The following is a 25,109-nucleotide window of genomic DNA, read 5'->3' on the forward strand; positions in this document are numbered from 1 at the left end:
AGAGGGTGGGGCCATGTCCGTGCTCGTTGAGATCGTCGCCGGCGTCCGCGAGGATCTCGCCGCCCGCGAGGCCACCACCCCGCTGGCCGACGTCCGGGCCGCGCTGGCCGACGTCGACGCCCCCCGCGACCCGATGCCGGCGTTCCGCGGTCCCGGCTCGAGCGTGATCGCCGAGGTGAAGCGCAAGAGCCCCAGCAAGGGCGACCTCGCCGAGATCACCGACCCGGCCGGGTTGGCGTCGGCATACCAACGAGGCGGCGCAGCCGCGATCTCGGTGCTGACCGAGCAGCGTCGCTTCAACGGCAGCCTGGACGACCTCAGGGCCGTGCGGGCGGCTGTCGAGACCCCGATCCTGCGCAAGGACTTCATCGTCACCAGCTATCAGCTGGTCGAGGCGCGCGCAGCCGGCGCCGACATGGCGCTGCTCATCGTGGCCGCGCTCGATGACGACGACCTGCGCCGCCTCCACGACGAGGCGCGCGAGCTCGGCCTCACCGTGCTGGTCGAGGTGCACGACGAACCCGAGACCGAGCGTGCGGTCGCTCTCGGCGCCGAGCTCATCGGTGTCAACGCCCGGAACCTCAAGACGCTCGCGGTGGACAACGACACCTTCGGTCGGCTCGCACCGCTGGTCCCCGACGACCGGGTGCTGGTCGCCGAGTCCGGCATCAGCGGCCCCGACGACGTCGAGCGCTTCGTCCGCGAGGGCGCCCAGGTCGTCCTGGTCGGCGAGGCGCTCGTCAGGGACGGCGACGCCGAGGCCGCAGTTCGCGCGATGACAGGAGTGGAATGACGACGACGTACGACGCCGACGAGCGTGGCTACTTCGGCGACTCGTGGGGCGGGCGGTTCATGCCCGAGGCTCTCGTCGCCGCCCTGGACGAGCTGACCGTTGCCTGGCGTGAGGCGATGGCCGACCAGGAGTTCGTCGACTCCTTCGAGCTCATCTGCCGCGAATACGCCGGCACGCCGAGCCTGCTCTACCACGCCGAGCGGCTCTCGCAGAAGGTCGGTGCGCGGGTCCTGCTCAAGCGTGAGGACCTCAACCACACCGGCGCACACAAGATCCGCAACGTGCTCGGTCAGGCGCTTTTGACCCGCCGCATGGGCAAGACCCGGGTGATCGCCGAGACCGGTGCCGGTCAGCACGGCGTCGCCAGCGCAACGGCCGCCGCCTACTTCGGTCTGGACTGCACCGTCTACATGGGCGCCGTCGACACCCGCCGCCAGGCGCTCAACGTCGCCCGCATGCAGCTGCTGGGCGCCAAGGTCATCCCCGTGGAGTCGGGGAGCGCGACCCTCAAGGACGCGATCAACGAGGCGATGCGCGACTGGGTGGCCAGCGTCGACCACACCGCCTACCTGTTCGGTACGGCGGCCGGCCCACACCCGTTCCCCAGCCTGGTCCGCGACTTCACGCGTGGCATCGGGGACGAGGCCCGGGCCCAGTGCCTCGAGCAGTTCGGCATCCTGCCCGACGCCATCGGGGCCTGCGTCGGTGGCGGCTCGAACGCGATCGGGTTGTTCACCGCCTTCCTCGACGACGAGTCGGTGGCGATCCACGGCTTCGAGCCCGGCGGGGACGGTGTGGAGACCGGACGGCACGCGGCGACCATCCACGCCGGCGAGGCGGGCGTGCTGCACGGCGCCCGCACCTACGTCCTCCAGGACGAGGACGGCCAGACGATCGAGTCACACTCGATCTCGGCCGGTCTCGACTACCCCGGCGTGGGACCGCAGCACGCCCACCTCGCGGCGATCGGCCGGGCGACCTACACCCCCGTCACCGATGCGGAGGCCATGGAGGCGCTCGCGTTGCTGAGCCGCACCGAGGGGATCATCCCGGCCATCGAGTCGGCGCACGCGATCGCCGGAGGGCTGGAGGTCGCCCGCCGGCTCGGTGAGGAGAAGGGGCCCGAGGCCACGATCATCATCAACCTGTCGGGACGCGGCGACAAGGACATGGGAACGGCGATCGAATGGTTCGGCCTCGGTGATCCCGAGGACGAGCCCGAGACCGTGGTCGAGGGTCGCGCCGAGGAGGCCAACCGGTGAGCGCCAGCAGTGCATTCGCCAAGGCTCGGGCCGAGGGTCGCGCCGCACTGGTCGGCTACCTCCCGGCCGGGTTCCCCTCGGTCGACGGCTCCATCGAGGCAATGAAGGTGATGGTGGACGGCGGCTGCGACGTGATCGAGATCGGGCTGCCCTACAGCGACCCGGTGATGGACGGGCCGACGATCCAAGATGCCGCGCAACAGGCGCTGGAGGGCGGGGTCCGGACGGCCGACGTGCTGCGCGTCGTGGAGGCCGTGGCTGCGACCGGCACACCGACGCTGGTGATGACCTACTGGAACCCGGTGGAGCGCTATGGCGTCGACCGGTTCGCCGCTGACCTCGCCAGCGCCGGCGGGGCCGGCCTGATCACCCCCGACCTCACCCCGGACTCGGCGCCCGAGTGGATCGCCGCCGCCGACCGCCACGGGCTCGACAAGGTGTTCCTGGTGGCACCGAGCTCCACTCCTGAGCGGATCGCCATGACCACGGCGGCGTCGCGCGGCTTCGTCTATGCCACCGCGGTCATGGGTGTCACTGGTGCGCGCACCACCACCAGCGAGCTGGCAGGCCCGTTGGTGGAGCGCACCCGGGCGACCACGGACCTGCCGATCGGTGTCGGACTCGGCGTGAGCAACGGCGACCAGGCCGCGGAGATCGCGGCATATGCCGACGGCGTGATCGTCGGTTCCGCGTTCGTCCGCACCCTCCTCGAGCACCGCGGCGACCTGCCCGCCGGCCTCACGGCGCTGCGAGCCCTGACAGAGGACCTGGCCGGGGGAGTGCGGCGTGGATAGGCGCCGCGCCGCGGGTCTGCTGCTGGGTCTCGCGCTCCTGACCGGCTGTGCCGACGGTGGCACGGGGAGCCACCAGATGACCGGCACGCTCCTGGAACCTCCGTTCGAGGTGAACGGCGCTGCGCTGGTCGACGGCTCGCAGTCGCCGTACAGCCTGGTCGAGGACACGGACGACCCGCTGACCCTCGTCTTCTTCGGCTACACCCACTGCCCGGACATCTGCGGCACCGTGATGTCCACCATGGCCTCGGCCATGACGCGGCTCTCGGAGGAGGACCGCAGTGACGTCGGGGTCGTGTTCGTGACCACCGACCCGCAGCGCGACACCCCGGCGGTGTCGGCGGACTACGCGACCAACTTCGACCCCGGCTTCGTCGGGGTGAGCGGCGACCTCGACACGATCAGCGAGGTCGCCAGGCCCCTCGGGATCGCGGTCGAGCAGGGCGACAAGCTCCCCAGCGGGGGCTACGACGTCACCCACGGCACCCAGATCATCGCCGTGGACGCCGACGACCAGGGAATCGCCTACTGGAGCGAGGCCGTCTCGTCCGCCCAGCTGGCCGCTGACATCGAGCACCTCCTGAGCGAAGGGGCCTGATGCAGCCGCTCCTCACCGTCCTGAGCATTCCCAGCCCGAGCCAGGGCACCTGGGAGATCGGCCCCTTCCCGCTCCGGGCGTATGCGTTGTGCATCATCGCCGGGATCATCGCCGCGATCTGGATCGGCGAACGCCGCTGGGTCGCGCGTGGCGGACGCTCCGGCGAGGTGAGCGACCTGGCGCTGTGGGGTGTCCCGTTCGGCATCGTCGGCGCCCGGATCTATCACGTGCTCACGGACTGGCAGCTCTACTTCGGCGAGGGCCAGAACCCGGTGACCGCGCTCTACCTGTGGCGTGGCGGTCTCGGGGTCTGGGGCGGGATCGCGATGGGGGCGCTCGGCGTCGTCATCGGCGCCCGCCTGCGCGGGATCAAGCTGCTGCCGGTGCTCGACGCCATGGCACCCGGGGTGCTGGTCGCGCAGGCGCTCGGGCGGTGGGGCAACTGGTTCAACCAGGAGCTCTTCGGTCGACCGACCACCCTGCCGTGGGCCCTGGAGATCGACGAGGCCCACCGGCCAGCGGGCTATCTCGAGCACGAGACCTTCCACCCGACGTTCCTCTACGAGTCCTTGTGGTGCCTGGCCGCCTTCGCGGTGGTCGTGTGGGCCGACCGGCGATGGCGTCTGGGCCATGGCCGGGTGGCCGCCCTCTACGTCATGACCTACACCCTCGGGCGGCTGTGGATCGAGTCACTTCGCATCGACGAGGTCCAGCTCGCCGACGTGGGAGGGCTGCGGTTCAACGAGTGGACCTCGATCGTGCTCTTCGGCCTGGCCACCGCCTACTTCGTGTGGGCCGGGCGCGCCCGACCAGGACGCGAGGAGACGGTCTACAGCCGCGAACCCGCCCCGGTGTCGTCTACGGACTGAGAACGTCGAGGCATCGGTTGGGCCGGCCGGTGATAGATTTCCCCCTGCTCGGGCCAACGTCGTCCCCTGCCGATCGCCACCACCCGCGCTGCTCACCGTCTTGTCCACCCCCGCAGCGCATGACGACGGGAGAAAGCCCAGATGCACGCCTTCTCACCGCCTGCAAACCAAGCGTCCGCGCCGCTGCTTGCAGGCCCCCAGGCACAAGGGCTCTATGACCCCCGCCACGAGCACGACGCGTGTGGGGTGGCGTTCGTCGCCACCCTGACCGGCGTGGCCAGCCACGACATCGTGGTCAAGGCACTCACCGCCCTGCGCAACCTCGACCACCGAGGCGCCGCCGGAGCCGAGACCAACTCCGGGGACGGCGCGGGCATCCTGCTCCAGGTCCCGGACGTGTTCCTGCGCGACGTCGTGGACTTCGAGCTCCCGGGCGCCGGCAGCTACGCCGTCGGCACGGCCTTCGTGCCGGGTGACGCGGAGTCGCTGGCGAAGACGCAGGCGAGGATCGAGCAGATCGCGGCCGAGGAGGGCCTGTCCGTCCTCGGCTGGCGCGACGTCCCCGTCAACCCCGACATCCTCGGCGCCACCGCCAAGAGCGTGATGCCGACCTTCGTGCAGCTCTTCGTCGCCGGCGCCGGACAGCGCGTGGCAGGTATGGCGCTGGAGCGGCTCGCCTTCTGCCTGCGCAAGCGTGCCGAGCACGAGGCCGAGGTCTACTTCCCCTCGCTGTCGGGTCGCACCCTCGCCTACAAGGGGATGCTGACCACCGACCAGCTGGACAACTTCTTCCCCGACCTGCTCGACGAGCGCGTCACGTCCGCCCTCGCCGTGGTCCACTCGCGCTTCTCCACCAACACGTTCCCCAGCTGGCCGCTGGCCCACCCGTTCAGGTTCATCGCCCACAACGGCGAGATCAACACCGTGATGGGCAACCGCAACTGGATGCGCGCTCGCGAAGCGCTGCTCGAGAGCGACGTCATCCCCGGTGACCTGGAGCGCCTCTACCCGATCTGCACGCCCGGTCACTCAGACTCTGCGTCCTTCGACGAGGTGCTCGAGCTGCTGCACATGGGCGGGCGCTCGCTCCCGCACTCGGTGCTGATGATGATCCCCGAGGCGTGGGAGAACCACACCGAGATGGACGCCAAGCGCCGCTCCTTCTACGAGTTCCACTCCTCGATGATGGAGCCCTGGGACGGACCGGCCTGTGTCGTGTTCACCGACGGCAGCCAGATCGGCGCCGTGCTCGACCGCAACGGCCTGCGGCCCAGTCGGTACTGGGTGACCGACGACGGCCTCGTCGTGCTGGCCTCCGAGGTGGGCGTGCTCGACCTCGACCCGGCCACGATCGTCCGCAAGGGCCGGCTCAAGCCGGGCCGGATGTTCCTGGTCGACACCGACGAGCACCGCATCGTCGAGGACGAGGAGATCAAGACCCAGCTGGCGAGCGAGCACCCCTATGACGAGTGGCTGCACGCAGGCCTGATCCATCTCGACGACATCCCCGACCGCGAGCACATCGTGCACACGCACGCCTCCGTCACCCGCCGCCAGCAGATCTTCGGCTACACCGAGGAGGAGCTGCGCATCCTGCTGACGCCCATGGCCAACACGGGGGGCGAGGCGCTGGGCTCGATGGGCACCGACACGCCCATCGCTGCCCTGAGCGACAAGCCGCGGCTGCTGTTCGACTACTTCGCCCAGCTGTTCGCGCAGGTCACCAACCCGCCACTGGACGCCATCCGCGAGGAGCTCGTCACCTCGCTCAACGGCACGATCGGTCCCGAGGCCAACCTGCTGGAGCCCGCTCCGGCGTCGTGTCGCCAGGTGGTCCTGCCGTTCCCGGTGATCTCCAACGACGACCTGGCCAAGATCCGTCACATCAACCGTGACGGGGACATGCCCGGGTTCATCACCCACGTCTCCCGAGGGCTCTACGAGGTCGAGGGCGGCGGAGCCGCCATGGCCCGCCGGATCGAGGAGATCTGTGCCGAGGTCTCCGGGGCCATCGCCGAGGGCGCACGCGTCATCGTGCTCTCCGACCGCCACTCCACCGCCGAGCTCGCCCCGATCCCGTCCCTGCTGCTCACCGGAGCGGTGCACCACCACCTGGTCCGGGAGAAGACCCGCACCCAGGTCGGCCTGCTCGTCGAGGCCGGTGACGTGCGGGAGGTCCACCACGTGGCCCTGCTCGTCGGCTACGGCGCCGCGGCGGTCAACCCCTATCTCGCCATGGAGTCCGTCGAGGACCTCGCGCGTGAGGCCTACTACGTCAAGGTCGACCCCGAACAGGCGGTCGCCAACCTGATCAAGGGGCTCGGCAAGGGCGTGCTGAAGGTGATGTCCAAGATGGGCGTCTCCACCGTCGCCTCCTACACCGGCGCCCAGATCTTCGAGGCGGTCGGCCTCTCGCAGTCGGTGGTGGACAAGTACTTCACCGGGACCACGTCCAAGCTGGGTGGCATCGAGCTGGACACGATCGCCGAGGAGGTCGCCAGGCGCCACGCGTCGGCATACCCCCGCGGCGGCATCGCTCCCGCCCACCGCGAGCTGCAGATCGGCGGCGAATACCAGTGGCGTCGCGAGGGCGAGCCGCACCTCTTCGACCCCGAGACGGTCTTCCGCCTACAGCACTCGACCCGCACGGGCAGCTACGAGATCTTCAAGCAGTACACCTCGCGCGTCGATGAGCAGTCGGAGCGGCTGATGACCCTGCGCGGACTGTTCCGGTTCAAGGACGCGGGCGCCTCGGGACGCTCGCCGATCAGCCTCGACGAGGTCGAGCCGGCCAGCGAGATCGTCAAGCGGTTCAGCACCGGCGCCATGTCCTACGGCTCGATCAGCCAGGAGGCGCACGAGACCCTCGCGGTGGCGATGAACCGCCTCGGCGGGAAGTCCAACACCGGCGAGGGCGGCGAGGACGCCGACCGCCTCTACGACCCGGAGCGCCGCAGCTCGATCAAGCAGGTCGCCTCCGGTCGGTTCGGGGTGACGAGCGAATACCTCACCAACGCCGACGACATCCAGATCAAGATGGCCCAGGGTGCCAAGCCCGGCGAGGGCGGGCAGCTGCCCGGCCACAAGGTCTATCCGTGGGTGGCCAAGACCCGGCACTCCACGCCGGGTGTGGGGCTCATCAGTCCGCCGCCCCACCACGACATCTACTCCATCGAGGACCTCGCCCAGCTGATCCACGACCTCAAGAACGCCAACCCGAGTGCCCGAGTGCACGTCAAGCTGGTCTCCGAGGTGGGAGTCGGCACCGTGGCCGCGGGAGTCTCCAAGGCACACGCAGACGTGGTCCTCATCTCCGGCCACGACGGCGGTACGGGCGCCTCGCCCCTGACCTCGCTCAAGCACGCAGGTGGCCCCTGGGAGCTCGGCCTTGCCGAGACGCAGCAGACGCTGCTGCTCAACGGGCTGCGCGACCGGATCGTGGTGCAGGCCGACGGCCAGCTCAAGACCGGGCGCGACGTCGTCATCGCGGCGCTGCTCGGCGCCGAGGAGTACGGCTTCGCCACCGCGCCGCTCGTCGTGTCGGGCTGCATCATGATGCGGGTCTGCCACCTCGACACCTGTCCGGTGGGCGTGGCCACGCAGAACCCCGTCCTGCGTGAGCGCTACAGCGGCAAGGCCGAGTACGTGGTCAACTTCTTCAACTACGTCGCCGAAGAGGTCCGCGAGCTGTTGGCCCAGCTGGGCTTCCGCACCCTCGACGAGGCGATCGGGCAGGTCTCCGCGCTCGACATCGAGCGTGCCGTCGGCCACTGGAAGGCGTCCGGGCTCGACCTCAGCCCGATCCTCTACGAAGCCTCGCCGCACGGTGAGTTCGGCCAGTTCGAGGACCAGGACCTGCGGTGCACCAAGACCCAGGACCACGCCCTGGACAAGGCGCTCGACAACGACCTGATCGCCCTGGCTGCTCCGGCGCTGGACAACGGTGAGCCGGTACGGGCACAGCTCCAGATCCGCAACGTCAACCGGACGGTCGGGACCATGCTCGGTCACGAGGTGACCAAGCGCTACCGCGGTGCCGGGCTTCCCGACGGCACGATCGACTTCACCCTGACCGGCTCGGCCGGCCAGTCGTTCGGGGCCTTCGTCCCGAGCGGGGTGACGCTGCGACTGGAGGGCGACGCCAACGACTATGTCGGCAAGGGCCTGTCCGGCGGCCGCATCGTCGTCCGTCCCCACCGGGAGGCGACCTTCGACGCGAGCCAGCAGATCATCGCCGGCAACACGATCGGCTACGGGGCGACCTCTGGGCAGATCTTCCTGCGCGGCCAGGCCGGGGAGCGGTTCTGCGTGCGCAACTCCGGCGCGACCGCGATCGTCGAGGGGGTGGGCGACCACGGCTGTGAATACATGACAGGTGGTGTCGTCGTCGTCCTCGGTGCGACGGGCCGCAACTTCGCGGCCGGCATGTCGGGCGGCTGCGCCTATGTGCTCGATCTCGACGAGGGGCGGGTCAACCATGAGCTCGTCGAACTCGGCCCCGTCACCGGCGACGCGGCCGACCAGCTCAGGAGGCTGGTGGCCGAGCACGCGGAGGAGACGGGATCGACCGTCGCCGCCGAGCTCGTCGCCGACTGGCAGGGTGCGCTCGCGCGGTTCACCGAGGTGATGCCCCGCGACTACAAGCGCGTCCTCGACGCTCGTGCCGACGCTCTCGCCGAGGGCCTCGACGAAGACCAGGCCAACGCGCGGATTATGGAGGTCCTCCATGGCTGATCCCAAGGGTTTCTTGAAGGAGGGTCGCCAGGTCGCGACCCGCAGGATGGTCGAGGAGCGGGTCCACGACTGGAACGAGGTCTACCCCGACGGCATCGGCCGGGCGCTGCTGCCGATCATCGGCCAGCAGGCGAGTCGCTGCATGGACTGCGGGATCCCGTTCTGCCACCAGGGCTGCCCGCTGGGCAACATCATCCCGGAGTGGAACGACCTGGTCTGGCGCGACGACTGGGAGGGTGCGATCGAGCGTCTCCACGCGACCAACAACTTCCCCGAGTTCACCGGCCGTCTCTGCCCGGCGCCGTGCGAGACCGCCTGCGTGCTGGGCATCAACCAGGACCCGGTGACCATCAAGAACGTCGAGGTCTCGATCATCGACCGTGCCTGGGAGTCGGGCTACGTCCGTCCACAACCGCCCGAGTGGCTCTCGGGCAAGACCGTGGCCGTCATCGGCTCGGGTCCGGCCGGCCTCGCTGCGGCCCAGCAGCTCACGCGCGCCGGCCACACGGTGGCCGTCTATGAGCGGGCCGACAAGATCGGCGGGCTGCTGCGCTACGGGATCCCCGAGTTCAAGATGGAGAAGAAGCACCTCGACCGGCGCCTCGACCAGATGAAGCGCGAGGGCACGATCTTCCGTTCAGGCGTGGACGTCGGCGGCAAGCTGACCGGCCAGCAGCTCACGGACCGCTACGACGCAGTCGTGCTGGCGATGGGTGCCACCGAGGCGCGCGAGCTGCCGGTGCCAGGTCGCGAGCTCGCAGGGATCCACCAGGCCATGGAGTTCCTGCCGCAGGCCAACCGGGTGGCACTGGGGGAGACGGTCGAGGGCCAGATCCTGGCCACCGACAAGGACGTCGTCATCATCGGCGGCGGCGACACCGGTGCGGACTGCCTCGGGACCTCCATCCGGCAGGGGGCACGCTCGGTGACCCAGCTGGAGATCATGCCCCAGCCGTCCGAGTCCCGCCCGGCAGGACAACCGTGGCCGACATACCCCATGACCTTCCGGGTCTCCTCGGCCCACGAGGAGGGTGGTGAGCGCGTCTATGCCGTGTCCACCCAGGAGTTCCTCGCCGACGGCGAGGGCAACGTCTCGGGCCTGCGCCTGGTGGAGGTGGACTCCAAGTTCGCTCCGATCGAGGGCACGCAGCGTGACATCCCGGCCCAGCTGGTGCTCTTCGCCATGGGGTTCACCGGTCCGGAGAAGCCCGGCCTGATCGAACAGCTCGGCGTCGACCTCGACGACCGCGGCAACGTCAAGCGCAGCGACAGCTACGCCTCGTCCGTCGACGGCGTGTTCGTCGCGGGCGACGTGGGCCGCGGACAGTCGCTCATCGTGTGGGCGATCGCCGAGGGTCGGGCCGCCGCGGCAGGCGTCGACGCCTACCTGACCGGGTCGACCAACCTGCCGGTCCCGATCAAGCCTCACGAACGTCCGCTCGTCGTCTGAGCTTCGCGGGGCATTGGTGATTGGAACGATCAATGTCCCGCTAGGCTCACAGGGTGCGTAGAGCCAAGATCGTCTGCACCCTCGGCCCAGCGGTCGCCACGCCGGAGCGCATCCGTGAGCTGGTGGACAGTGGGATGGACGTCGCGCGGCTCAACATGAGCCACGGCGACCATGCCGAGCACGAGCGGCTCTATCGCCTGGTCCGCCGGGCGAGCGACGAGTCGGGTCACGGTGTCGGCATCTTCGCCGACCTCCAGGGCCCCAAGATCCGGCTGGGGGAGTTCGCCGACGGTCCGGTGCGGCTCGAGACGGGTGCCACCTTCACGATCACCACTCGCGACGTCGCAGGCGACGAGACCGAGTGCTCGACGACGTACGACGGCCTGCCGGGCGACGTCGCGCCCGGAGACCCCCTGCTGATCGACGACGGCAAGGTCAGGCTCCGCGTGCTCGAGGTCGACGGCCGCGACGTCCGGACCGAGGTCGTCGTGGGCGGCAAGGTCTCCGACCACAAGGGGATCAACCTGCCGGGTGTCGCGGTGTCGGTCCCTGCACTGTCGGAGAAGGACACTGCCGACCTGCGCTGGGCCCTGCGCACCGGGGTCGACTTCGTCGCCCTCAGCTTCGTCCGGAGCGCCAACGACGCGGAGGACGTGCGGGCGATCATGCGCGAGGAGGACATCTTCGTCCCGGTGATCGCCAAGATCGAGAAGCCCCAGGCCATCGAGGCCATCGACGAGATCGTCTCGGCCTTCGACGGCGTCATGGTGGCGCGCGGCGACCTGGGCGTGGAGTGCCCGCTCGAGGACGTGCCGATCCACCAGAAGCTCATCATCGACAAGGCGCGGCGCAACGCCAAGCCGGTCATCGTGGCGACCCAGATGCTGGAGTCGATGATCACCGCCCCGGCGCCCACGCGTGCCGAGGCGAGTGACGTGGCCAACGCGGTGCTCGACGGCGCCGACGCCGTCATGCTCTCCGGAGAGACGAGCGTGGGGGAGCACCCCATCGTGGCCGTGCAGACCATGGCGCGGATCGTGGTCTCGACCGAGCAGAACGGCCTGAGCCACATGGCTGCGGTGAGCTGGGAGCCGCACACCCGCGGCGGAATCATCGCGAAGGCCGCGGCCGGCGTGGCGGATGCCGTGGGCGCCAAGTTCCTCGTCGCGTTCACCCAGTCCGGCGACTCGGCGCGCCGCCTCTCGCGCTATCGCGGGCCGATCCCGATCCTGGCCTTCACGCCGGAGGCGCGGACGCGTTCGCAGCTCTCCCTGACGTGGGGCGTCGAGACCTTCCAGGGCGCCGAGGTCGAGCACACCGACGAGATGGTGAGGCAGGTGGACGAGGCGCTGCTCGCCATCGGCCGGGTCGAGCAGGGCGACCTGGTGGTCATCATCGCCGGCAGCCCGCCCGGCATCCCCGGGTCGACCAACGCCCTGCGCATCCACCGGATGGGAGACGCGATCAACGGCGTCGCGCCCGCCTACCGCCGCCTGGGTTGATCACGACTTCTTCCCGACCAGGTCGTCGAGCATGGCGACGCCCTCGCGCCGCGACACCGAGATCGTCCACGGTCCAGACTCTCGCCATGGCACGCCGACCAGGTCGAGCGCCCAGCAGCACAGCTCGCGGATGTCCGCCGAGCGATTGCTGAACTGCCAGCGGGGGTAGTCGTATCTCCGCCTCTTCCCAGCGACGACGCGGGTGGTCCAGTTGTTGGCGCGGCAGCCGTCGGAGTGGAAGAGACCGCGGAGGAAGTCGCCGGGGAAGGCCGTGACGATCTCCTCCTGCCACTCCTCCAGCAGGATCGGACGCTCGTGCTTGCGACCTGGTCCGTGCTGGGGGAAGAGGCAGGGCCAGTGTTTCCAGGACACGGTCGAGACGACAGTGCCAGGCACCAGTCGCACGTGTGGTCGAGAGCCCGGTTTGACCGCCCGCATCAGTACGAGAATGCCGACGTTGAGCTGCTCATACTGCCGGTCGTTGTAGATGTGCAGGTTGTAGACACCTCGCCGGCCCGTGGAGATGTATCCGTCCCCGAGGTACCAGCCCAAGAGCTCGCTGTATGCGGCTGGAGGCAGAGGACCGCCATCGCAACGGGGACACGGGGGTGCGAGGTGCTGCTGGCCGCGCTGCAGCCCACGACGTTGATAGAGACGTCGCCATCGGCGGATCGTCTTGACAGATACCTCGTGGCGGCGCGCGTTGTCGGCATCTGACATGCCCCCAGCGGACGCAACCAGAGCACTGTCGACAACGGATTGAGGGCGAACGTGCATGTCCCGAGCATCATGGTCAGCACCGACATTCGTGTGCCGGGTGTGGGATTCGAACCCACACGCCCTTTCGGACAATGGTGTTTGAGACCATCGCGTCTGCCATTCCGCCAACCCGGCTGGGGAGCGAGGAAACCGTACCCGACTAGCCTTGGCCCCGTGACCGAGCCTGCCACCGAGCGCACCCGGGACGACACGTCTCCTCGCCGCGTCGTGATCGCCGAGGACGAGGCCCTGATCCGGATGGACCTGGCCGAGATGCTGGCCGAGGAGGGATACGACGTCGTCGGCCAGGCCGGCGACGGGCAGAAGGCCGTCGAGCTGGCCCGCGAGCACCGGCCCGACCTGGTCATCCTGGACGTGAAGATGCCCGTCCTCGACGGGATCGCGGCGGCGGAGCTGATCGCCGGCGAGCGCATCGCCCCGGTCGTCATCCTCACCGCCTTCTCGCAGCGAGAGCTCGTCGAGCGGGCGCGCGACGCCGGCGCCATGGCCTATCTCGTCAAGCCCTTCTCGCCGACCGACCTCGTGCCCGCCATCGAGATGGCGCTCAGCCGCTTCGAGGAGGTGATGGTCCTCGAACGCGAGGTCGCCGACCTCCAGGAGTCCCTGGCCACCCGCAAGGTCGTCGAGCGCGCCAAGAGCGTGCTGCAGGCGCAGCTCGGCCTGAGCGAACCGGAAGCCTTCCGGTGGATCCAGAAGACAGCGATGGATCTTCGCCTGTCCATGCGGCAGGTGGCCGAAGGAGTTGTGGAACACGGCCCGACTGCCGGAAATCCCACCTGATTCGTGGACACGGTTGAGTCACAAATGCGTCACGTCCGCAAACATGCCCCCACAAAGGTGATCCACCACACATCGAGGGTGCTAGGTTTCCGCTGACCCGACCCACATCGGGTGCCTGCACGTCCCGACTTGCTACAACGGAGGACCAATGTTGCGAACCACGAGGCCCAAGCGCGCAGTGATTGCGCTCATCGCTACGGCGGGGTTGACGCTGAGTGCCTGTGGCACCACCGAGGACTCGAACGAGGGCGGAAGTGACAGCGACAGCGGCAGCGCTGCCTGCGACCTGACGCTCGCGTTCTTCGGCCCGCAGACCGGCCCCGCTGCCGGTCTCGGCGCGCCGATCATCAACGGTGCCCAGCTGGCGATCGACCAGTACAACGCCGACGCCGAGTGCGAGGTCGCCTACGAGCAGATCGACTCGCAGGGAAGCCCCGACCAGGCCCCGTCGCTCGCGACCGAAGCCGCCGGCAACGAGGCCATCATCGGCATCGTCGGGCCGGCGTTCTCCGGTGAGTCCGCCGCTGCTGGTCCGATCTTCGCCGAGGCCGGTCTGCCGACCGTCAGCCCCTCGGCCACCAACCCGGCGCTGTCCGAGAACGGGTGGGACACCTTCCACCGCGCCCTCGGCAACGACGCCACCCAGGGTCCGGCCGCTGCGAAGTACATCCAGGACACCATCGGCGCCAAGGCCGTCTTCGTGATCGACGACGCCTCCGAGTACGGCGCCGGCCTTGCCGGCATCGTCGAGGAGGACCTCGGCGACGCGGTCGTCGACACCGACACCATCCAGGCCGGCCAGACCGACTTCGGCGCGACGGTGACGAAGGTTCGTTCGTCCAAGGCCGACGCGGTCTTCTTCGGTGGCTACTACGCCGAGGCGGCGCTGATCGTGCGCCAGCTGCGCGACAGCGGCTTCGAGGGTGACTTCGTGGTCGCCGACGGCGTCAAGGACCCCGGCTACCTCGACGGTGCCGGCAAGTCCGCTGAGGGCACCATCATCACCTGCCCCTGCATCCCCGCCGAGGACCCGGCCGTGGCCGACTTCGCAGCTGCCTACGAGGAGGAGTTCGGTGAGGCACCGGGCACCTACGCCGCCGAGGCCTACGACGCCGCGACGATCTTCCTCGACGGCATCGCCGAGGGCATCGACACCCGCGAGGACATGCTCGCCTTCGTCAACGACTACGACGAGGCCGGCGTGACCAAGCAGCTGTCCTTCGACGAGGCCGGCGAGCCGGCCGACGTCCACGTCTACGCCTACAAGGTCGAGGGTGGCGAGATCGTCTCCGACACCGAGATCATGTGACGCTGACTCACTAGAACAACGAGTGTGATTGGTTGCGGCCGGGGGCGAACCCCCCGGCCGCAACCCTGTCCGAACCTAGGGGCCCAGGAGGCCTGGTGAACTTCGACTTCTTGTTCAACAACTTCGCGGAGCTGACCGTCACCGGTCTGGCCTTCGGCTCCATCTATGCCCTGATCGCGCTGGGCTACACGATGGTCTACGGCGTGCTCCAGCTGATCAACTTCGCCCACTCCGAGGTGTTCATGTATGGCACCTTCGCAGCGCTGTGGACCACGATGTTCATGGTCGGCGACAGCAACGTCAGCACGATCAAGGGCATCGGCGTGCTGCTGCTCGCACTGCTGGCAGCCATGGCCATGTCCGCGACGATCGCGCTCGTGCTCGAGCGGGTCGCCTATCGTCCGCTGCTCAAGCGCAACGCCCCCGGCTGATCGCCCTGATCTCCGCCATCGGTGCGTCCTTCGTCCTGGCCGAGCTGATGGGTCTGCGCGACCGCGTCGCTGGCTGGCTCGGGCTCGACGGGGAGCTGGCTCGCTACGTCAGTGGTGCGCGGATCAACCGCAGCATGCCCGAGGTGCTCGACAACAAGAAGCTCTTCCGCATCGGTGACTACCAGCTGACGTCGGTCGACGTCCTCGTCATCGTCTCCGCCATCGCGATGATGGTGATCCTGGACCAGTTCGTCCGCCGCTCCAAGATGGGCCGCGGGATCAGGGCGACCGCCCAGGACCCCGAGACCGCCGCGCTGATGGGTGTCAACGCCACCCGATCGGTCCAGCTGACGTTCCTCCTCGGAGGGTTGATGGCCGGTGCGGCCGCCTTCCTCTACATGCTGAAGATCGAGACCACGAAGTTCGACGTCGGCTTCCTGCTGGGGGTCAAGGCCTTCACCGCCGCCGTCCTCGGTGGCATCGGCAACCTGCGTGGTGCCCTCCTCGGCGGGCTGATCCTCGGGGTCGCGGAGAACTGGGGCTCCGCCCTGTTCGGCACCGAGTGGCGCGACGTGGTGGCCTTCGTCATCCTGGTCGTCATCCTGCTGTTCCGGCCCTCCGGTCTCCTGGGAGAGTCGCTCGGAAAGGCCCGCGCATGAGCAAGACATCGCCCCTCAAGGGCATCACGAGCTTCGGCGACAAGGTCGCCGCACTGCCCAAGCCGGTCAAGATCGCTCTGTGGATCTTGCTCGCCCTGTTTGCCTACGCGCTGCCCCTGCTGGAGCCACCCTTCATCTCCCCTCCGGGCACGGACTTCGGAGGGGTGCTGTTCACGGTCACGATCTACTGCATCGTCGCCCTGGGGCTGAACATCGTGGTGGGCTACGCCGGTCTGCTCGACCTGGGCTACGTCGGGTTCTACGCCGTCGGTGCCTACACCGCAGCGATCCTCACCACCTTCCACGCCAACTGGCCGTTGCTGCTGGCCCTGCCGATGGCCGTGCTCGCGTCCACCATCTCCGGCATCCTCCTGGGTTGGCCGACGCTGCGCGTTCGTGGTGACTACCTGGCCATCGTGACCCTCGGGTTCGGTGAGATCATCCGACTGATCGCGGTCAACACCGAGTGGTTGGGTGCGGCCAAGGGGATCAACAACATCGCTCGTCCACCAGGCATCGACCTCTTCGAGATCCCCCACCTCAACTGGGACAGCGGGACGCCGTTGCTCGACTTCAACGACACCACCAAGTTCATCGAGTTCGGGGTGCTCGACCAGATCCCGTACTACTGGATGGGCCTCACCGTCGTCATCCTGGTGCTGTTCGCCGACCGGCTGATCAAGGACAGCCGGGTCGGGAGGGCCTGGGAGGCATCGCGCGAGGACGAGGACGCCGCTGAGCTGATGGGGGTCCCGACCTTCCGGTTCAAGCTGCTCGCCTTCGCCACCGGTGCCTTCATCGGTGGCCTGGCCGGCGCGCTCTACGCCAGCCGTCAGTCCTTCATCAACCCGCTCTCGTTCCTGCTGCTCTACTCGATCATGTTCCTGGCGGCCGTCGTCATCGGTGGTCAGGGCAACCGCTGGGGTGTCCTCGTCGGAGCCTTCGTCGTCGCCTACCTGCCTGAACGGTTCCGCGAGTTCACCGACTTCCGCGTCCTGGTGTTCGGTGCCGCGCTGATGCTGCTGGCCATCTTCCGGTCCGAGGGCCTGCTACCACCGCGCCGAACCGTGCGGGCCAAGCAGGTCGAGGCGGAGATCGAGGCTCTCGAAGAGGGCGCTGACGGAGAGGAGACCTCCCGTGTCTGACGACACCACCACCTCAACCAGAACCACGTCGGGCGCCGAGCGTCGCCGGGTCCTGGAGATCGACTCGTTGACCTTGAAGTTCGGCGGGCTGACAGCGCTCGACGACGTCACGTTCCACATCGAGGAAGGCGAGATCCTCGGGCTGATCGGTCCCAACGGGGCCGGGAAGACCACCTGCTTCAACGCGATCACCGGTATCTACGGTCCGACCAGTGGTGACATCCGCTTCCTGGGCGACTCCATCGCCGGCCGCAAGCGCTTCGAGATCACCAAGCTCGGCATCGCCCGGACGTTCCAGAACATCCGCCTCTTCCGCCAGATGACAGCGCTGGAGAACGTCCTGGTGGGCGCGGACGCGCAGCACTCCACCGGCATGGCCAGCGCACTGTTCCGGCTGCCCAAGCACCGTCGCGAAGAACGCGAGGGGCATGAGCGGGCGATGGAGCTGTTGAAGTTCATGGGCCTGACCAAGCGGGCCGACGAGCTGGCGGCCAACCTGTCCTACGGTGACCAGCGGCGTCTCGAGATCGCCCGAGCGATGGCCACCAATCCCAAACTGATCTGCCTCGACGAGCCGGCAGCCGGCTTCAACCCGGCCGAGAAGGTCCAGCTCATGGACCTGATCCGCCGGGTGCGCGACCAGGGCTACACCGTCCTGCTGATCGAGCACGACATGAAGCTGGTCATGGGCGTCACGGACCGGATCGTGGTGCTCGAGTTCGGCAAGAAGATCGCCGACGGCGCTCCTGCCGAGATCCGAGACAACCCGGCGGTCATCGCCGCCTACCTGGGAGTGGATGAAGAAGATGCTTCTTGAGGTCGAGGGCCTGTGCGTCAACTACGGGCACATCGAGGCCATCCGTGACATCACGTTCGGCGTCGAGGAGGGCAGCATCACCACCCTGATCGGCGCCAACGGTGCCGGCAAGACCACCACCCTGAAGACGATCTCGGGCCTGCGCAAGGTGCGTGAGGGTCGAATCCTCTTCGAGGGCAAGGACATCACGCAGCTGGCGCCCTACGACCGGGTGAAGCTCGGGCTCTCGCAGTCACCCGAAGGTCGAGGTTGTTTCCCCGGCATGACGGTGCGCGAGAACCTGGACATGGGTGCCTTCGTCCGCAAGGACGCGCGCAGTGCTGCCTACGCCAAGGACCTCGAGCGGGTCTACGAGCTGTTCCCGCGGCTCAAGGAGCGCGCCAACCAGCAGGCCGGCACCATGTCGGGCGGTGAGCAGCAGATGCTGGCCATCGGACGCGCGCTGATGGCGAAGCCGAGACTCGTGCTCCTGGACGAACCGTCGATGGGACTCGCGCCCAAGTTCATCCAGCAGATCTTCTCGATCATCGGGGAGATCAACGCGCAGGGCACCACGGTGCTGCTGGTGGAGCAGAACGCCGCGCAGGCGCTCAAGCGGGCCGACACCGCGCACATCCTCGAGACCGGGGAGATCGTCCGCTCTGGGACCGGTGCCGAGCTCGCCGGCGACGATTCGGTGCGCGCCGCCTACCTCGGTGGAGACGTCTGAGGCGCAGCGACACCTACGACGCACGACGGCCCGGCTCCTGGAAGGAGCCGGGCCGTCGTCGTCGTGGCAGCGTTGCGTCGCTAGAGGACCTTGGAGAGGAAGGCCTGGGTGCGTTCGTGCTGCGGATTGGACAGCAGCTCACGCGGGTCGCCCTCCTCGACGATGACGCCGCCGTCCATGAAGACGACCTTGTCGCCGACCTCCCGGGCGAACCCCATCTCGTGGGTCACCACCATCATGGTCATGCCCTCGGAGGCCAGGGTCTTCATCACCTCGAGCACGTCACCGACCAGCTCAGGGTCGAGAGCCGAGGTCGGCTCGTCGAAGAGCATCATGTCGGGGTCCATCGACAGAGCGCGGGCGATCGCCACCCGCTGCATCTGACCACCCGAGAGGTGCGCGGGGTAGGCGTCCTCCTTGTCCGCGAGCCCGACCCTCTCCAGGTTGGCGCGGGCGATCTTGACTGCCTCGCCCTTCGACCGCTTGCGGACCTTCATCTGCGCGACCGTGAGGTTGCGCATCACGCTCATGTGGGGGAAGAGGTTGAACTGCTGGAACACCATGCCGATCCGCGACCGGACGGCGTCGAGGTCGGTCTCGGGATCGATGATGTCGATCCCCTCGACCAGCACCTGTCCGGAGTCCGGTTCCTCGAGCCGGTTGATGCAGCGCAGCAAGGTCGACTTGCCTGAGCCCGACGGGCCGATGACGCACACGACCTCGCCCTGGTCAACGTGGAAGTCGATGCCCTTGAGCACCTCGTTGCTGCCGAACGACTTGTGCAGGTCGCGGACGTCGATGGCCGGGGTTCCCGGTCGGGTCGTGGAGGCCGCTGGCTGGGACATGGTCACCGTGCCCTTTGCTGCTTGCGCTCGAGCCACGCCACCAGGCGGGTCAGCGGGATGGTGATCAGGAGATAGAGGATGGCGGCCTGGATCAGGGCGGTGGACGTACCGGCCGTCGGACCGGACGAGATGAGGTCACGCCCCAGCGTCGTGAGCTCACGCTGGGAGGCGGCGAAGCCGATGACGAACAGCAGCGCCGTGTCCTTGATCAGCAGCACGAACTCATTGGTGAGCGGCGGGATCACGATCCGGAAGGCCTGGGGCAGCACGACCGTCGTCGTGGTGTGCCCCGCACTCATCCCCAGGGAGCGCGCTGCCTCGGTCTGTCCCTTGGGGACCGCCTGGATGCCGGCCCGGATCGTCTCGGCCATGTAGGCGCCGGCGACCAGGATCAGGCCGAGCACGCCCGCACCGACCGAGCCGCCCGGCGGAGTCCACTGGAAGGCGATCGGGATGCCGAACGCCATCACGAGCACCACCAGCAGGGCGGGCAGACCCCGGAAGAACTCGATGTAGATGGTGGCGAGCCAGCGGTAGGGGCCAACGGGCGAGAGCTTCATCAGTGCCAGCACGACCGCCAGCACCAGGCCGACAGTGAAGGCGATGACCGTGTAGATCAGGGTGTTCTTGACGCCGATCGTGATCAGGTCGGGCCACGTGCCCCAGTCGCCGACCAGCGGGTTGCCGATGCCGGCCGAGGCGAAGAAGTTGGACTTGATGCTGGGCCAGTCGGCCGCGAGGTAGAGAAGGACGGCCAGCACCAGCAGGACGGCATAGAGGACCGCCCTGCTGATGTGGCGACGCGTCGAACGCTTCAGAGGCACGCGCAGGTCACTCGGTGGCGAAGTACTTGTTGTAGATCTCGTCGTACGAGCCGTCCTCGCGCATCTCGGCGAGCTGCTCGTCCACAGCCTCGACGAGCTCGGTGCTGCCCTTCTTCATCGCCAGGCCGTAGGACTCGTCGGTGGAGTAGGTCTCGACGACCTTGAAGCCGCCCGCGTCCTGGTGGTTGATGTTGACCGGGAGGTCCTGCAGCAGCGCCTCGACCTGACCGGCCTTGATCGCCTGGAACATCTCGGCGTCGCTCGGGAACGAGACCAGCTCCGCGCCGGTGGCGTTCTCCTCGGCAAACGTCTTGCCGGTGGTGCCCTGCTGGACGCCGACCTTCACGCCGTCGAGGTCGTCGATGCTCTCGATGTCGGAGTCCTCGGGCACGAGGAGCGACTGCTGGGAGTCGTAGTAGCCCTCGGAGAAGTCGATGGCGGCCTTGCGCTCCTCGGTGATCGTCATCGCGCTGGCAGCCATGTCGCACTGGCCGGCGTTGAGGGCCTGGCCGCTCTGCAGGGCGTCGAAGGACGAGTCCTTGACCTCGAGCTCGAGCTCGAGGCCGTCGGCGATCGCCTGGACGATGTCGATGTCGAAGCCCTTGAAGCCCGACTCGGAGGTCTCGTCGAAGTCCTCGAACGGGGGGTAGGGGACGTCGGAGCAGACGGTGAGGGTGCCCTCGGAAACCGTCTGGAGACTGGATTCGCTGGTGCCGGTGTCGCTGGCCTCGTCGTCGCCGGAGTCACCGCCACAGGCGGTGAAGGCGAGGGCGAGCACAGGGATCAGGGCAATGGAACGGATGACTGAGCGTGTGGACATGACGCGGACTCTAGTCCACGAAGAAGTGGTCCACGCCACATGTCGGGTCACACAACGGCAACGACTTCGACGGGTCGCGGGAGAGGACATCGGGGGCTTCGCGGGCGAATCACACGAGTCGGGCGTAGGGTCGTCCCGTTGCCGGGACCGACCCGGTCGGGGGAAGCAGTTGACGGGGCTGATCCTTGGGAGATGAGCATGAGTAGGACGCCGGTCCAGGTACGGCCCGCGAGGACCACCGATGCTCGGGCGCTGCGTGAGCTGTGGGCCGATGTCCTGCGGCGCGGCACGCCGCAGGAGCAGATGGCCGACCTCGAGCGCCTGATCCTCGACTGCGCTGATCGTGAGGACCGCTACCTCGCGGTCGCGGAGCTCGACGGCCAGGTCGCCGGTGCCGTCTTCCTGCACAACACGACGCTGACGCAGCTCAACCTCGAGCCGACGGTGCTGGCGGTCTCGCCCCACGTCCTGCCCGAGTTCCGCCGCCGCGGTGTCGGTACGGCGCTGATGGATGCCGCGACCAGGTTCGCCGAGCTCCAAGGCGTCGCCACGGTGGCCACCGCCGCCGCCGCGAGCTCGCGCGACGCCAACCGGTTCATGGCCAGGCTCTCGTTCACCCCGCAGGCCACGCTGCGCGCTGCGGCGACGTCGGCCGTCCGCGCCAAGCTGTCCTCGCGCCGCTCCTCGACGCGGCAGCGCGGCTCCCGCCAGGTCGACAAGGTGCTGGCCGCGCGACGCATGGGCCGCGAGAACGTCGCCAGCTGACTCAGCGCGTCAGCAGCGCACAGGTGATGCGCGACGTGCACACACGACGGCCTGCCTCGTCGGTGATGACGACCTCGAAGGCGGCCATGCTGCGACCCAGGTGGATCGGCGTGGCGGTGCCGGTGACCGTGCCCTCGGTCGCCGAGCGGTGGTGCGTGGCGTTGATGTCGACACCCACCGGGATCTTGTCCGGGGCGGCGTGGATCGCGGAGCCGATGGACCCCAGGGTCTCGGCCAGCACCACCGACGCCCCGCCGTGGAGCAGGCCGTAGGGCTGGGTGTTGCCCTCGACCGGCATTGTCGCCACGATCCGGTCAGTCGAGATCTCGGTGATCCGCACGCCCATCTTCTCGTTGAGTGCGCCCATGCCCTGCGGCATCACGGCGATGAAGTCCTCGATCGAGAGGTCGGTCTCGGGCAGCTTGGGGTTGGTCATGGCGCCATTGTGGCCGACACCCGGCGCGTCCAGGCTGGCAGCGCCGGCCGATAGAGTCGCGGGGTGCCCCGGACGAGTGCTGACCCCGACGCCACCCCTGCCCGTCTGCTGCTGCTGGACGGACACTCGCTGGCCTACCGTGCGTTCTTCGCGCTGCCGGTCGAGAACTTCTCCACAGCGACCGGCCAGCACACCAACGCGGTCTATGGCTTCACCTCGATGCTCGTCAACGTGCTGCGCGACGAGCGGCCCACCCACGTGGCAGTGGCCTTCGACAAGTCGCGGCAGACGTTCCGGCTCGAGGAATACCCCGAATACAAGGCGAAGCGCAACAAGACCCCCGACGAGTTCCGCAGCCAGCTCCCACTGATCCAGCGAGTCCTCGACGCGCTGCACATCATCCACATCGAGCTCGAGGGCTACGAGGCGGACGACATCATCGCCACGCTGTCCACCCAGGCGGTGGCCGAGGGCATGGACGTCCTGATCCTCACCGGCGACCGCGACTCGATCCAGCTCGTGACCGAGACCTCGACCGTGCTCTATCCCATGCGCGGCGTCAGCGACCTCGCCCGGCTCACGCCCGCGGCCGTCCAGGAGAAGTACGGCGTACCCCCGCACCGCTACCCCGAGCTGGCCGCGATCGTGGGGGAGACCTCGGACAACCTGCCTGGGGTGCCGGGTGTCGGCCAGGGCTATGCGGCGAAGTGGATCAACCAGTTCGACGGGCTGGACAACGTCATCGCCCGTGCGGACGAGGTGACCGGCAAGAAGGGCGAGGCGCTCCGCGCCCATCTCGGTGACGTGATCCGCAACCGCCGCCTCAACGCGCTGGTGTGCGACCTCACCCTGCCGGTCCGTCCGGGCGAGCTGGCGCGCCAGGCCTGGGATCGCACGACCGGGCTGGAGCTGCTCGACGAGCTGGAGTTCCGTGGCGAGCTGCGCACCAGACTGATGGACACCGTCGACCCTGGCTCCGAGGAGCAGGAGGTCGCGGCGGACTCGGGCTTCGAGCTCGAAGGTGTTCGGCTGGCCGACGGGCAGGTCGCGGCCTGGCTGTCCGAGAACAGTCCTGAGGGCGAGCGCCTCGGCCTGGCCGTCCAGGGTTCCTGGCGTGCGGGGACCGGCGAAGTCGCGTCGATGGCGCTGGCGACCGCGACCGGCGCAGCCGCCTGGATCGACGTCGCCGACATCTCTCCCACCGACGACGCCGCCCTGGCGTCGTGGCTGGCCGACCCGACCCGACCCAAGGTCGTCCACGATGCCAAGGGACCGATCCTGGCCCTTGCGGCCCGAGGGTGGGAGCTGAAGGGGCTGGCGGTCGACACCGCGCTCGCGGCCTATCTGGTGCAGCCCGACCAGCGCTCCTACGACCTGGCCGACCTGACCTTGCGCTACCTCAAGCGCGAGCTGCGACAAGACACTGGCGACGCCGACCAGCTGAGCTTCGACACCCTGGACGACACCGGCACCAGCGACGTGGCGATGTTGACCGCCAAGGCCGTCCTGGACCTGGCGGCCGCCCTCGGCCAGACCGTCGAGGAGCACGGGGGACAGCGCTCCTGGGCGACGTGGAGCTGCCCCTGGTCGGCACGCTCGTCCGGATGGAGCAGACCGGCATCGCCATCGACGTCGACCACCTCGAGAGGCTCGAGTCGGAGTTCGGCGACCAGGTGAAGGCAGCCGCCGGCGACGCCTACGACGTGATCGGCAAGGAGATTAACCTCGGGTCGCCCAAGCAGCTCCAGGTGGTGCTCTTCGACGAGCTCGACATGCCGAAGACCAAACGGACCAAGACCGGCTACACCACCGATGCCGATGCGCTCCAGTCCCTCTATGAGAAGACCGAGCACCCCTTCCTGCAGCACCTGCTGCGCCACCGCGACGTCATCCGGCTGAGGCAGACGGTGGAGGGGCTGCTCAAGACGGTCGCGACGGACGGGCGGATCCACACGACCTACAACCAGATCATCGCCGCCACCGGGCGCCTCTCCAGCACCGACCCCAACCTCCAGAACATCCCGATCCGCACCGAGGCCGGTCGCCGGATCCGGGAGGGGTTCGTCGTGGGGGAGGGCTACGAGTCGCTGTTGACCGCGGACTACAGCCAGGTCGAGATGCGGATCATGGCGCACCTGTCCGAGGACGAGCTGCTCATCGAGGCATTCCGCTCGGGACAGGACTTCCACTCGATGACCGCAGCGCGGGTCTTCGGCGTGGAGGCCGACGCGGTCTCGGTCGAGCAGCGGGCGAAGATCAAGGCGATGAACTACGGCCTGGCCTATGGTCTCTCGGCCTTCGGCCTCTCCCAGCAGCTCCGGATCGAGCCGGGGGAGGCGCGCGGGCTGATGGACGAATACTTCGAGACCTTCGGCGGGATCCGCAACTACCTCGGCGGACTCGTCGACGAGGCGCGCCGATCCGGCTTCACGGAGACGATCATGGGTCGACGTCGCTATCTGCCCGACCTGACGAGCGACAACCGCCAGCGCCGGGAGATGGCCGAGCGGATGGCTCTCAATGCGCCCATCCAGGGCTCGGCGGCCGACCTGATCAAGGTGGCGATGCTCGGGGTGGAGCGCGCTCTCGCTGAGCAGGGACTCTCCTCGCGCATGCTGCTCCAGGTCCATGACGAGCTCGTGTTCGAGGTGGCTCCGGGGGAGCGGGACGTGCTGAGCGATCTCGTCGGTGAGCAGATGGGTCGAGCGGCTGACCTCGCGGTGCCGCTCGACGTCTCCATCGGGACCGGCCGCAGCTGGCACGAGGCCGCCCACTGACCGGGGCCAC

Annotated in this window: 21 protein-coding genes, 1 tRNA gene and 1 pseudogene; 17 read left to right on the plus strand and 6 right to left on the minus strand. The window is 68.5% G+C overall.

Going from position 1 to position 25,109, the window contains the following annotated elements; genetic code table 11:
• Nucleotides 1-13 precede the first annotated feature (13 nt).
• From trpC to pyk, 8 genes are all read left to right on the plus strand, one after another.
• Nucleotides 14-793, plus strand: coding sequence for an indole-3-glycerol phosphate synthase TrpC (gene trpC, locus G7071_RS13370; protein WP_166319556.1), 780 nt, complete (start codon nucleotides 14-16; stop codon nucleotides 791-793).
• Nucleotides 790-2,055: a tryptophan synthase subunit beta gene (trpB, locus tag G7071_RS13375; RefSeq protein ID WP_166319558.1), complete on the plus strand. Its 1,266-nt coding sequence runs from the start codon at nucleotides 790-792 to the stop codon at nucleotides 2,053-2,055. Before trpC ends, trpB begins: the two co-directional genes overlap by 4 nt.
• Complete coding sequence (gene trpA, locus G7071_RS13380) at nucleotides 2,052-2,849, plus strand: tryptophan synthase subunit alpha (RefSeq protein WP_166319560.1); 798 nt, start codon at nucleotides 2,052-2,054, stop codon at nucleotides 2,847-2,849. The genes trpB and trpA overlap by 4 nt, the downstream gene beginning before the upstream one ends.
• Nucleotides 2,842-3,447, plus strand: a complete 606-nt coding sequence (locus tag G7071_RS13385; RefSeq protein ID WP_246209999.1) for an SCO family protein — start codon at nucleotides 2,842-2,844, stop codon at nucleotides 3,445-3,447. The genes trpA and G7071_RS13385 overlap by 8 nt, the downstream gene beginning before the upstream one ends.
• Nucleotides 3,447-4,316, plus strand: coding sequence for a prolipoprotein diacylglyceryl transferase (gene lgt / locus G7071_RS13390; protein ID WP_166319562.1), 870 nt, complete (start codon nucleotides 3,447-3,449; stop codon nucleotides 4,314-4,316). The genes G7071_RS13385 and lgt overlap by 1 nt, the downstream gene beginning before the upstream one ends.
• A 141-nt stretch (nucleotides 4,317-4,457) precedes the next feature.
• Nucleotides 4,458-9,050 (plus strand): glutamate synthase large subunit, encoded by a 4,593-nt coding sequence (gene gltB / locus G7071_RS13395; protein ID WP_166319564.1) that lies wholly within the window; start codon nucleotides 4,458-4,460, stop codon nucleotides 9,048-9,050.
• Nucleotides 9,043-10,500, plus strand: coding sequence for a glutamate synthase subunit beta (locus G7071_RS13400; RefSeq protein WP_166319566.1), 1,458 nt, complete (start codon nucleotides 9,043-9,045; stop codon nucleotides 10,498-10,500). Before gltB ends, G7071_RS13400 begins: the two co-directional genes overlap by 8 nt.
• Before the next feature lie 53 nt (nucleotides 10,501-10,553).
• The gene (gene pyk / locus G7071_RS13405) at nucleotides 10,554-12,002 is read left to right on the plus strand and encodes a pyruvate kinase (RefSeq protein ID WP_166319568.1); all 1,449 of its coding nucleotides are present in this window, start codon (nucleotides 10,554-10,556) and stop codon (nucleotides 12,000-12,002) included.
• Here pyk and G7071_RS13410 read toward each other — a convergent pair whose 3' ends face one another.
• Both G7071_RS13410 and G7071_RS13415 read right to left on the minus strand, forming a co-directional pair.
• Complete coding sequence (locus G7071_RS13410; protein WP_246210001.1) at nucleotides 12,003-12,554, minus strand: transcriptional regulator; 552 nt, start codon at nucleotides 12,552-12,554, stop codon at nucleotides 12,003-12,005.
• Between the two features lie 259 nt (nucleotides 12,555-12,813).
• Nucleotides 12,814-12,896 (minus strand) — tRNA-Leu (locus tag G7071_RS13415).
• Nucleotides 12,897-12,935: 39 nt separating this feature from the next.
• On the opposite strand from G7071_RS13415, the gene G7071_RS13420 reads away from it, so the two are divergent.
• The 7 genes from G7071_RS13420 (at nucleotide 12,936) to G7071_RS13445 (ending at nucleotide 18,632) form a co-directional block, all read left to right on the plus strand.
• Complete coding sequence (locus G7071_RS13420; protein ID WP_166319572.1) at nucleotides 12,936-13,562, plus strand: ANTAR domain-containing response regulator; 627 nt, start codon at nucleotides 12,936-12,938, stop codon at nucleotides 13,560-13,562.
• 148 nt (nucleotides 13,563-13,710) lie between these two features.
• On the plus strand, nucleotides 13,711-14,871 hold the full coding sequence (locus G7071_RS13425; RefSeq protein WP_166319574.1) for a branched-chain amino acid ABC transporter substrate-binding protein: 1,161 nt from the start codon (nucleotides 13,711-13,713) through the stop codon (nucleotides 14,869-14,871).
• A gap of 95 nt (nucleotides 14,872-14,966) precedes the next feature.
• Nucleotides 14,967-15,302 (plus strand): ABC transporter permease subunit, encoded by a 336-nt coding sequence (locus tag G7071_RS19355; protein ID WP_246210003.1) that lies wholly within the window; start codon nucleotides 14,967-14,969, stop codon nucleotides 15,300-15,302.
• A 47-nt stretch (nucleotides 15,303-15,349) separates the two neighbouring features.
• The gene (locus G7071_RS13430; protein ID WP_246210005.1) at nucleotides 15,350-15,961 is read left to right on the plus strand and encodes a branched-chain amino acid ABC transporter permease; all 612 of its coding nucleotides are present in this window, start codon (nucleotides 15,350-15,352) and stop codon (nucleotides 15,959-15,961) included.
• The gene (locus G7071_RS13435) at nucleotides 15,958-17,106 is read left to right on the plus strand and encodes a branched-chain amino acid ABC transporter permease (protein ID WP_166319576.1); all 1,149 of its coding nucleotides are present in this window, start codon (nucleotides 15,958-15,960) and stop codon (nucleotides 17,104-17,106) included. Before G7071_RS13430 ends, G7071_RS13435 begins: the two co-directional genes overlap by 4 nt.
• The gene (locus G7071_RS13440; RefSeq protein ID WP_206062812.1) at nucleotides 17,099-17,923 is read left to right on the plus strand and encodes an ABC transporter ATP-binding protein; all 825 of its coding nucleotides are present in this window, start codon (nucleotides 17,099-17,101) and stop codon (nucleotides 17,921-17,923) included. The genes G7071_RS13435 and G7071_RS13440 overlap by 8 nt, the downstream gene beginning before the upstream one ends.
• Complete coding sequence (locus G7071_RS13445) at nucleotides 17,913-18,632, plus strand: ABC transporter ATP-binding protein (protein ID WP_166319578.1); 720 nt, start codon at nucleotides 17,913-17,915, stop codon at nucleotides 18,630-18,632. The genes G7071_RS13440 and G7071_RS13445 overlap by 11 nt, the downstream gene beginning before the upstream one ends.
• 80 nt (nucleotides 18,633-18,712) lie before the next feature.
• On the opposite strand, the gene G7071_RS13450 is transcribed toward G7071_RS13445, so the two are convergent.
• Genes G7071_RS13450 through G7071_RS13460 form a run of 3 tightly spaced genes read right to left on the minus strand, consistent with a single transcriptional unit; the run spans nucleotide 18,713 to nucleotide 21,121 of the window.
• Nucleotides 18,713-19,477, minus strand: coding sequence for an amino acid ABC transporter ATP-binding protein (locus tag G7071_RS13450; protein WP_166319580.1), 765 nt, complete (start codon nucleotides 19,475-19,477; stop codon nucleotides 18,713-18,715).
• 2 nt (nucleotides 19,478-19,479) lie between these two features.
• Entirely contained in the window at nucleotides 19,480-20,301 is an 822-nt protein-coding gene (locus G7071_RS13455; protein WP_166319582.1) for an amino acid ABC transporter permease, read from the minus strand.
• A gap of 7 nt (nucleotides 20,302-20,308) precedes the next feature.
• The gene (locus tag G7071_RS13460) at nucleotides 20,309-21,121 is read right to left on the minus strand and encodes a basic amino acid ABC transporter substrate-binding protein (protein WP_166319584.1); all 813 of its coding nucleotides are present in this window, start codon (nucleotides 21,119-21,121) and stop codon (nucleotides 20,309-20,311) included.
• A gap of 192 nt (nucleotides 21,122-21,313) precedes the next feature.
• On the opposite strand from G7071_RS13460, the gene G7071_RS13465 reads away from it, so the two are divergent.
• Nucleotides 21,314-21,886, plus strand: coding sequence for a GNAT family N-acetyltransferase (locus G7071_RS13465; RefSeq protein WP_166319586.1), 573 nt, complete (start codon nucleotides 21,314-21,316; stop codon nucleotides 21,884-21,886).
• A 1-nt stretch (nucleotide 21,887) separates the two neighbouring features.
• Here the strand turns inward: G7071_RS13465 and G7071_RS13470 are convergent, their stop codons facing one another.
• Nucleotides 21,888-22,322, minus strand: a complete 435-nt coding sequence (locus G7071_RS13470; RefSeq protein WP_166319588.1) for a hotdog fold thioesterase — start codon at nucleotides 22,320-22,322, stop codon at nucleotides 21,888-21,890.
• Nucleotides 22,323-22,385: 63 nt separating this feature from the next.
• Between G7071_RS13470 and polA the strand changes: the two are divergent.
• Nucleotides 22,386-25,099, plus strand: a pseudogene (polA, locus tag G7071_RS13475) (DNA polymerase I).
• Nucleotides 25,100-25,109: the final 10 nt, after the last annotated feature.

This window comes from Nocardioides piscis (genome assembly GCF_011300215.1).
GTDB classification, from domain to species: Bacteria; Actinomycetota; Actinomycetes; order Propionibacteriales; family Nocardioidaceae; genus Nocardioides; species Nocardioides piscis.

Excerpts from the sequence above, each read along its gene's own strand:
- trpC (WP_166319556.1), top strand. The coding sequence starts at position 14 with ATGTCCGTGCTCGTTGAGATCGTCGCCGGCGTCCGCGAGGATCTCGCC.
- trpB (WP_166319558.1), top strand. The coding sequence starts at position 790 with ATGACGACGACGTACGACGCCGACGAGCGTGGCTACTTCGGCGACTCG.
- lgt (WP_166319562.1), top strand. The coding sequence starts at position 3,447 with ATGCAGCCGCTCCTCACCGTCCTGAGCATTCCCAGCCCGAGCCAGGGC.
- gltB (WP_166319564.1), top strand. The coding sequence starts at position 4,458 with ATGCACGCCTTCTCACCGCCTGCAAACCAAGCGTCCGCGCCGCTGCTT.
- G7071_RS13400 (WP_166319566.1), top strand. The coding sequence starts at position 9,043 with ATGGCTGATCCCAAGGGTTTCTTGAAGGAGGGTCGCCAGGTCGCGACC.
- G7071_RS13425 (WP_166319574.1), top strand. The coding sequence starts at position 13,711 with ATGTTGCGAACCACGAGGCCCAAGCGCGCAGTGATTGCGCTCATCGCT.
- G7071_RS13430 (WP_246210005.1), top strand. The coding sequence starts at position 15,350 with ATGGGTCTGCGCGACCGCGTCGCTGGCTGGCTCGGGCTCGACGGGGAG.
- G7071_RS13435 (WP_166319576.1), top strand. The coding sequence starts at position 15,958 with ATGAGCAAGACATCGCCCCTCAAGGGCATCACGAGCTTCGGCGACAAG.
- G7071_RS13445 (WP_166319578.1), top strand. The coding sequence starts at position 17,913 with ATGCTTCTTGAGGTCGAGGGCCTGTGCGTCAACTACGGGCACATCGAG.
- G7071_RS13450 (WP_166319580.1), bottom strand. The coding sequence starts at position 19,477 with ATGTCCCAGCCAGCGGCCTCCACGACCCGACCGGGAACCCCGGCCATC.
- G7071_RS13460 (WP_166319584.1), bottom strand. The coding sequence starts at position 21,121 with ATGTCCACACGCTCAGTCATCCGTTCCATTGCCCTGATCCCTGTGCTC.
- G7071_RS13465 (WP_166319586.1), top strand. The coding sequence starts at position 21,314 with ATGAGCATGAGTAGGACGCCGGTCCAGGTACGGCCCGCGAGGACCACC.
- G7071_RS13470 (WP_166319588.1), bottom strand. The coding sequence starts at position 22,322 with ATGACCAACCCCAAGCTGCCCGAGACCGACCTCTCGATCGAGGACTTC.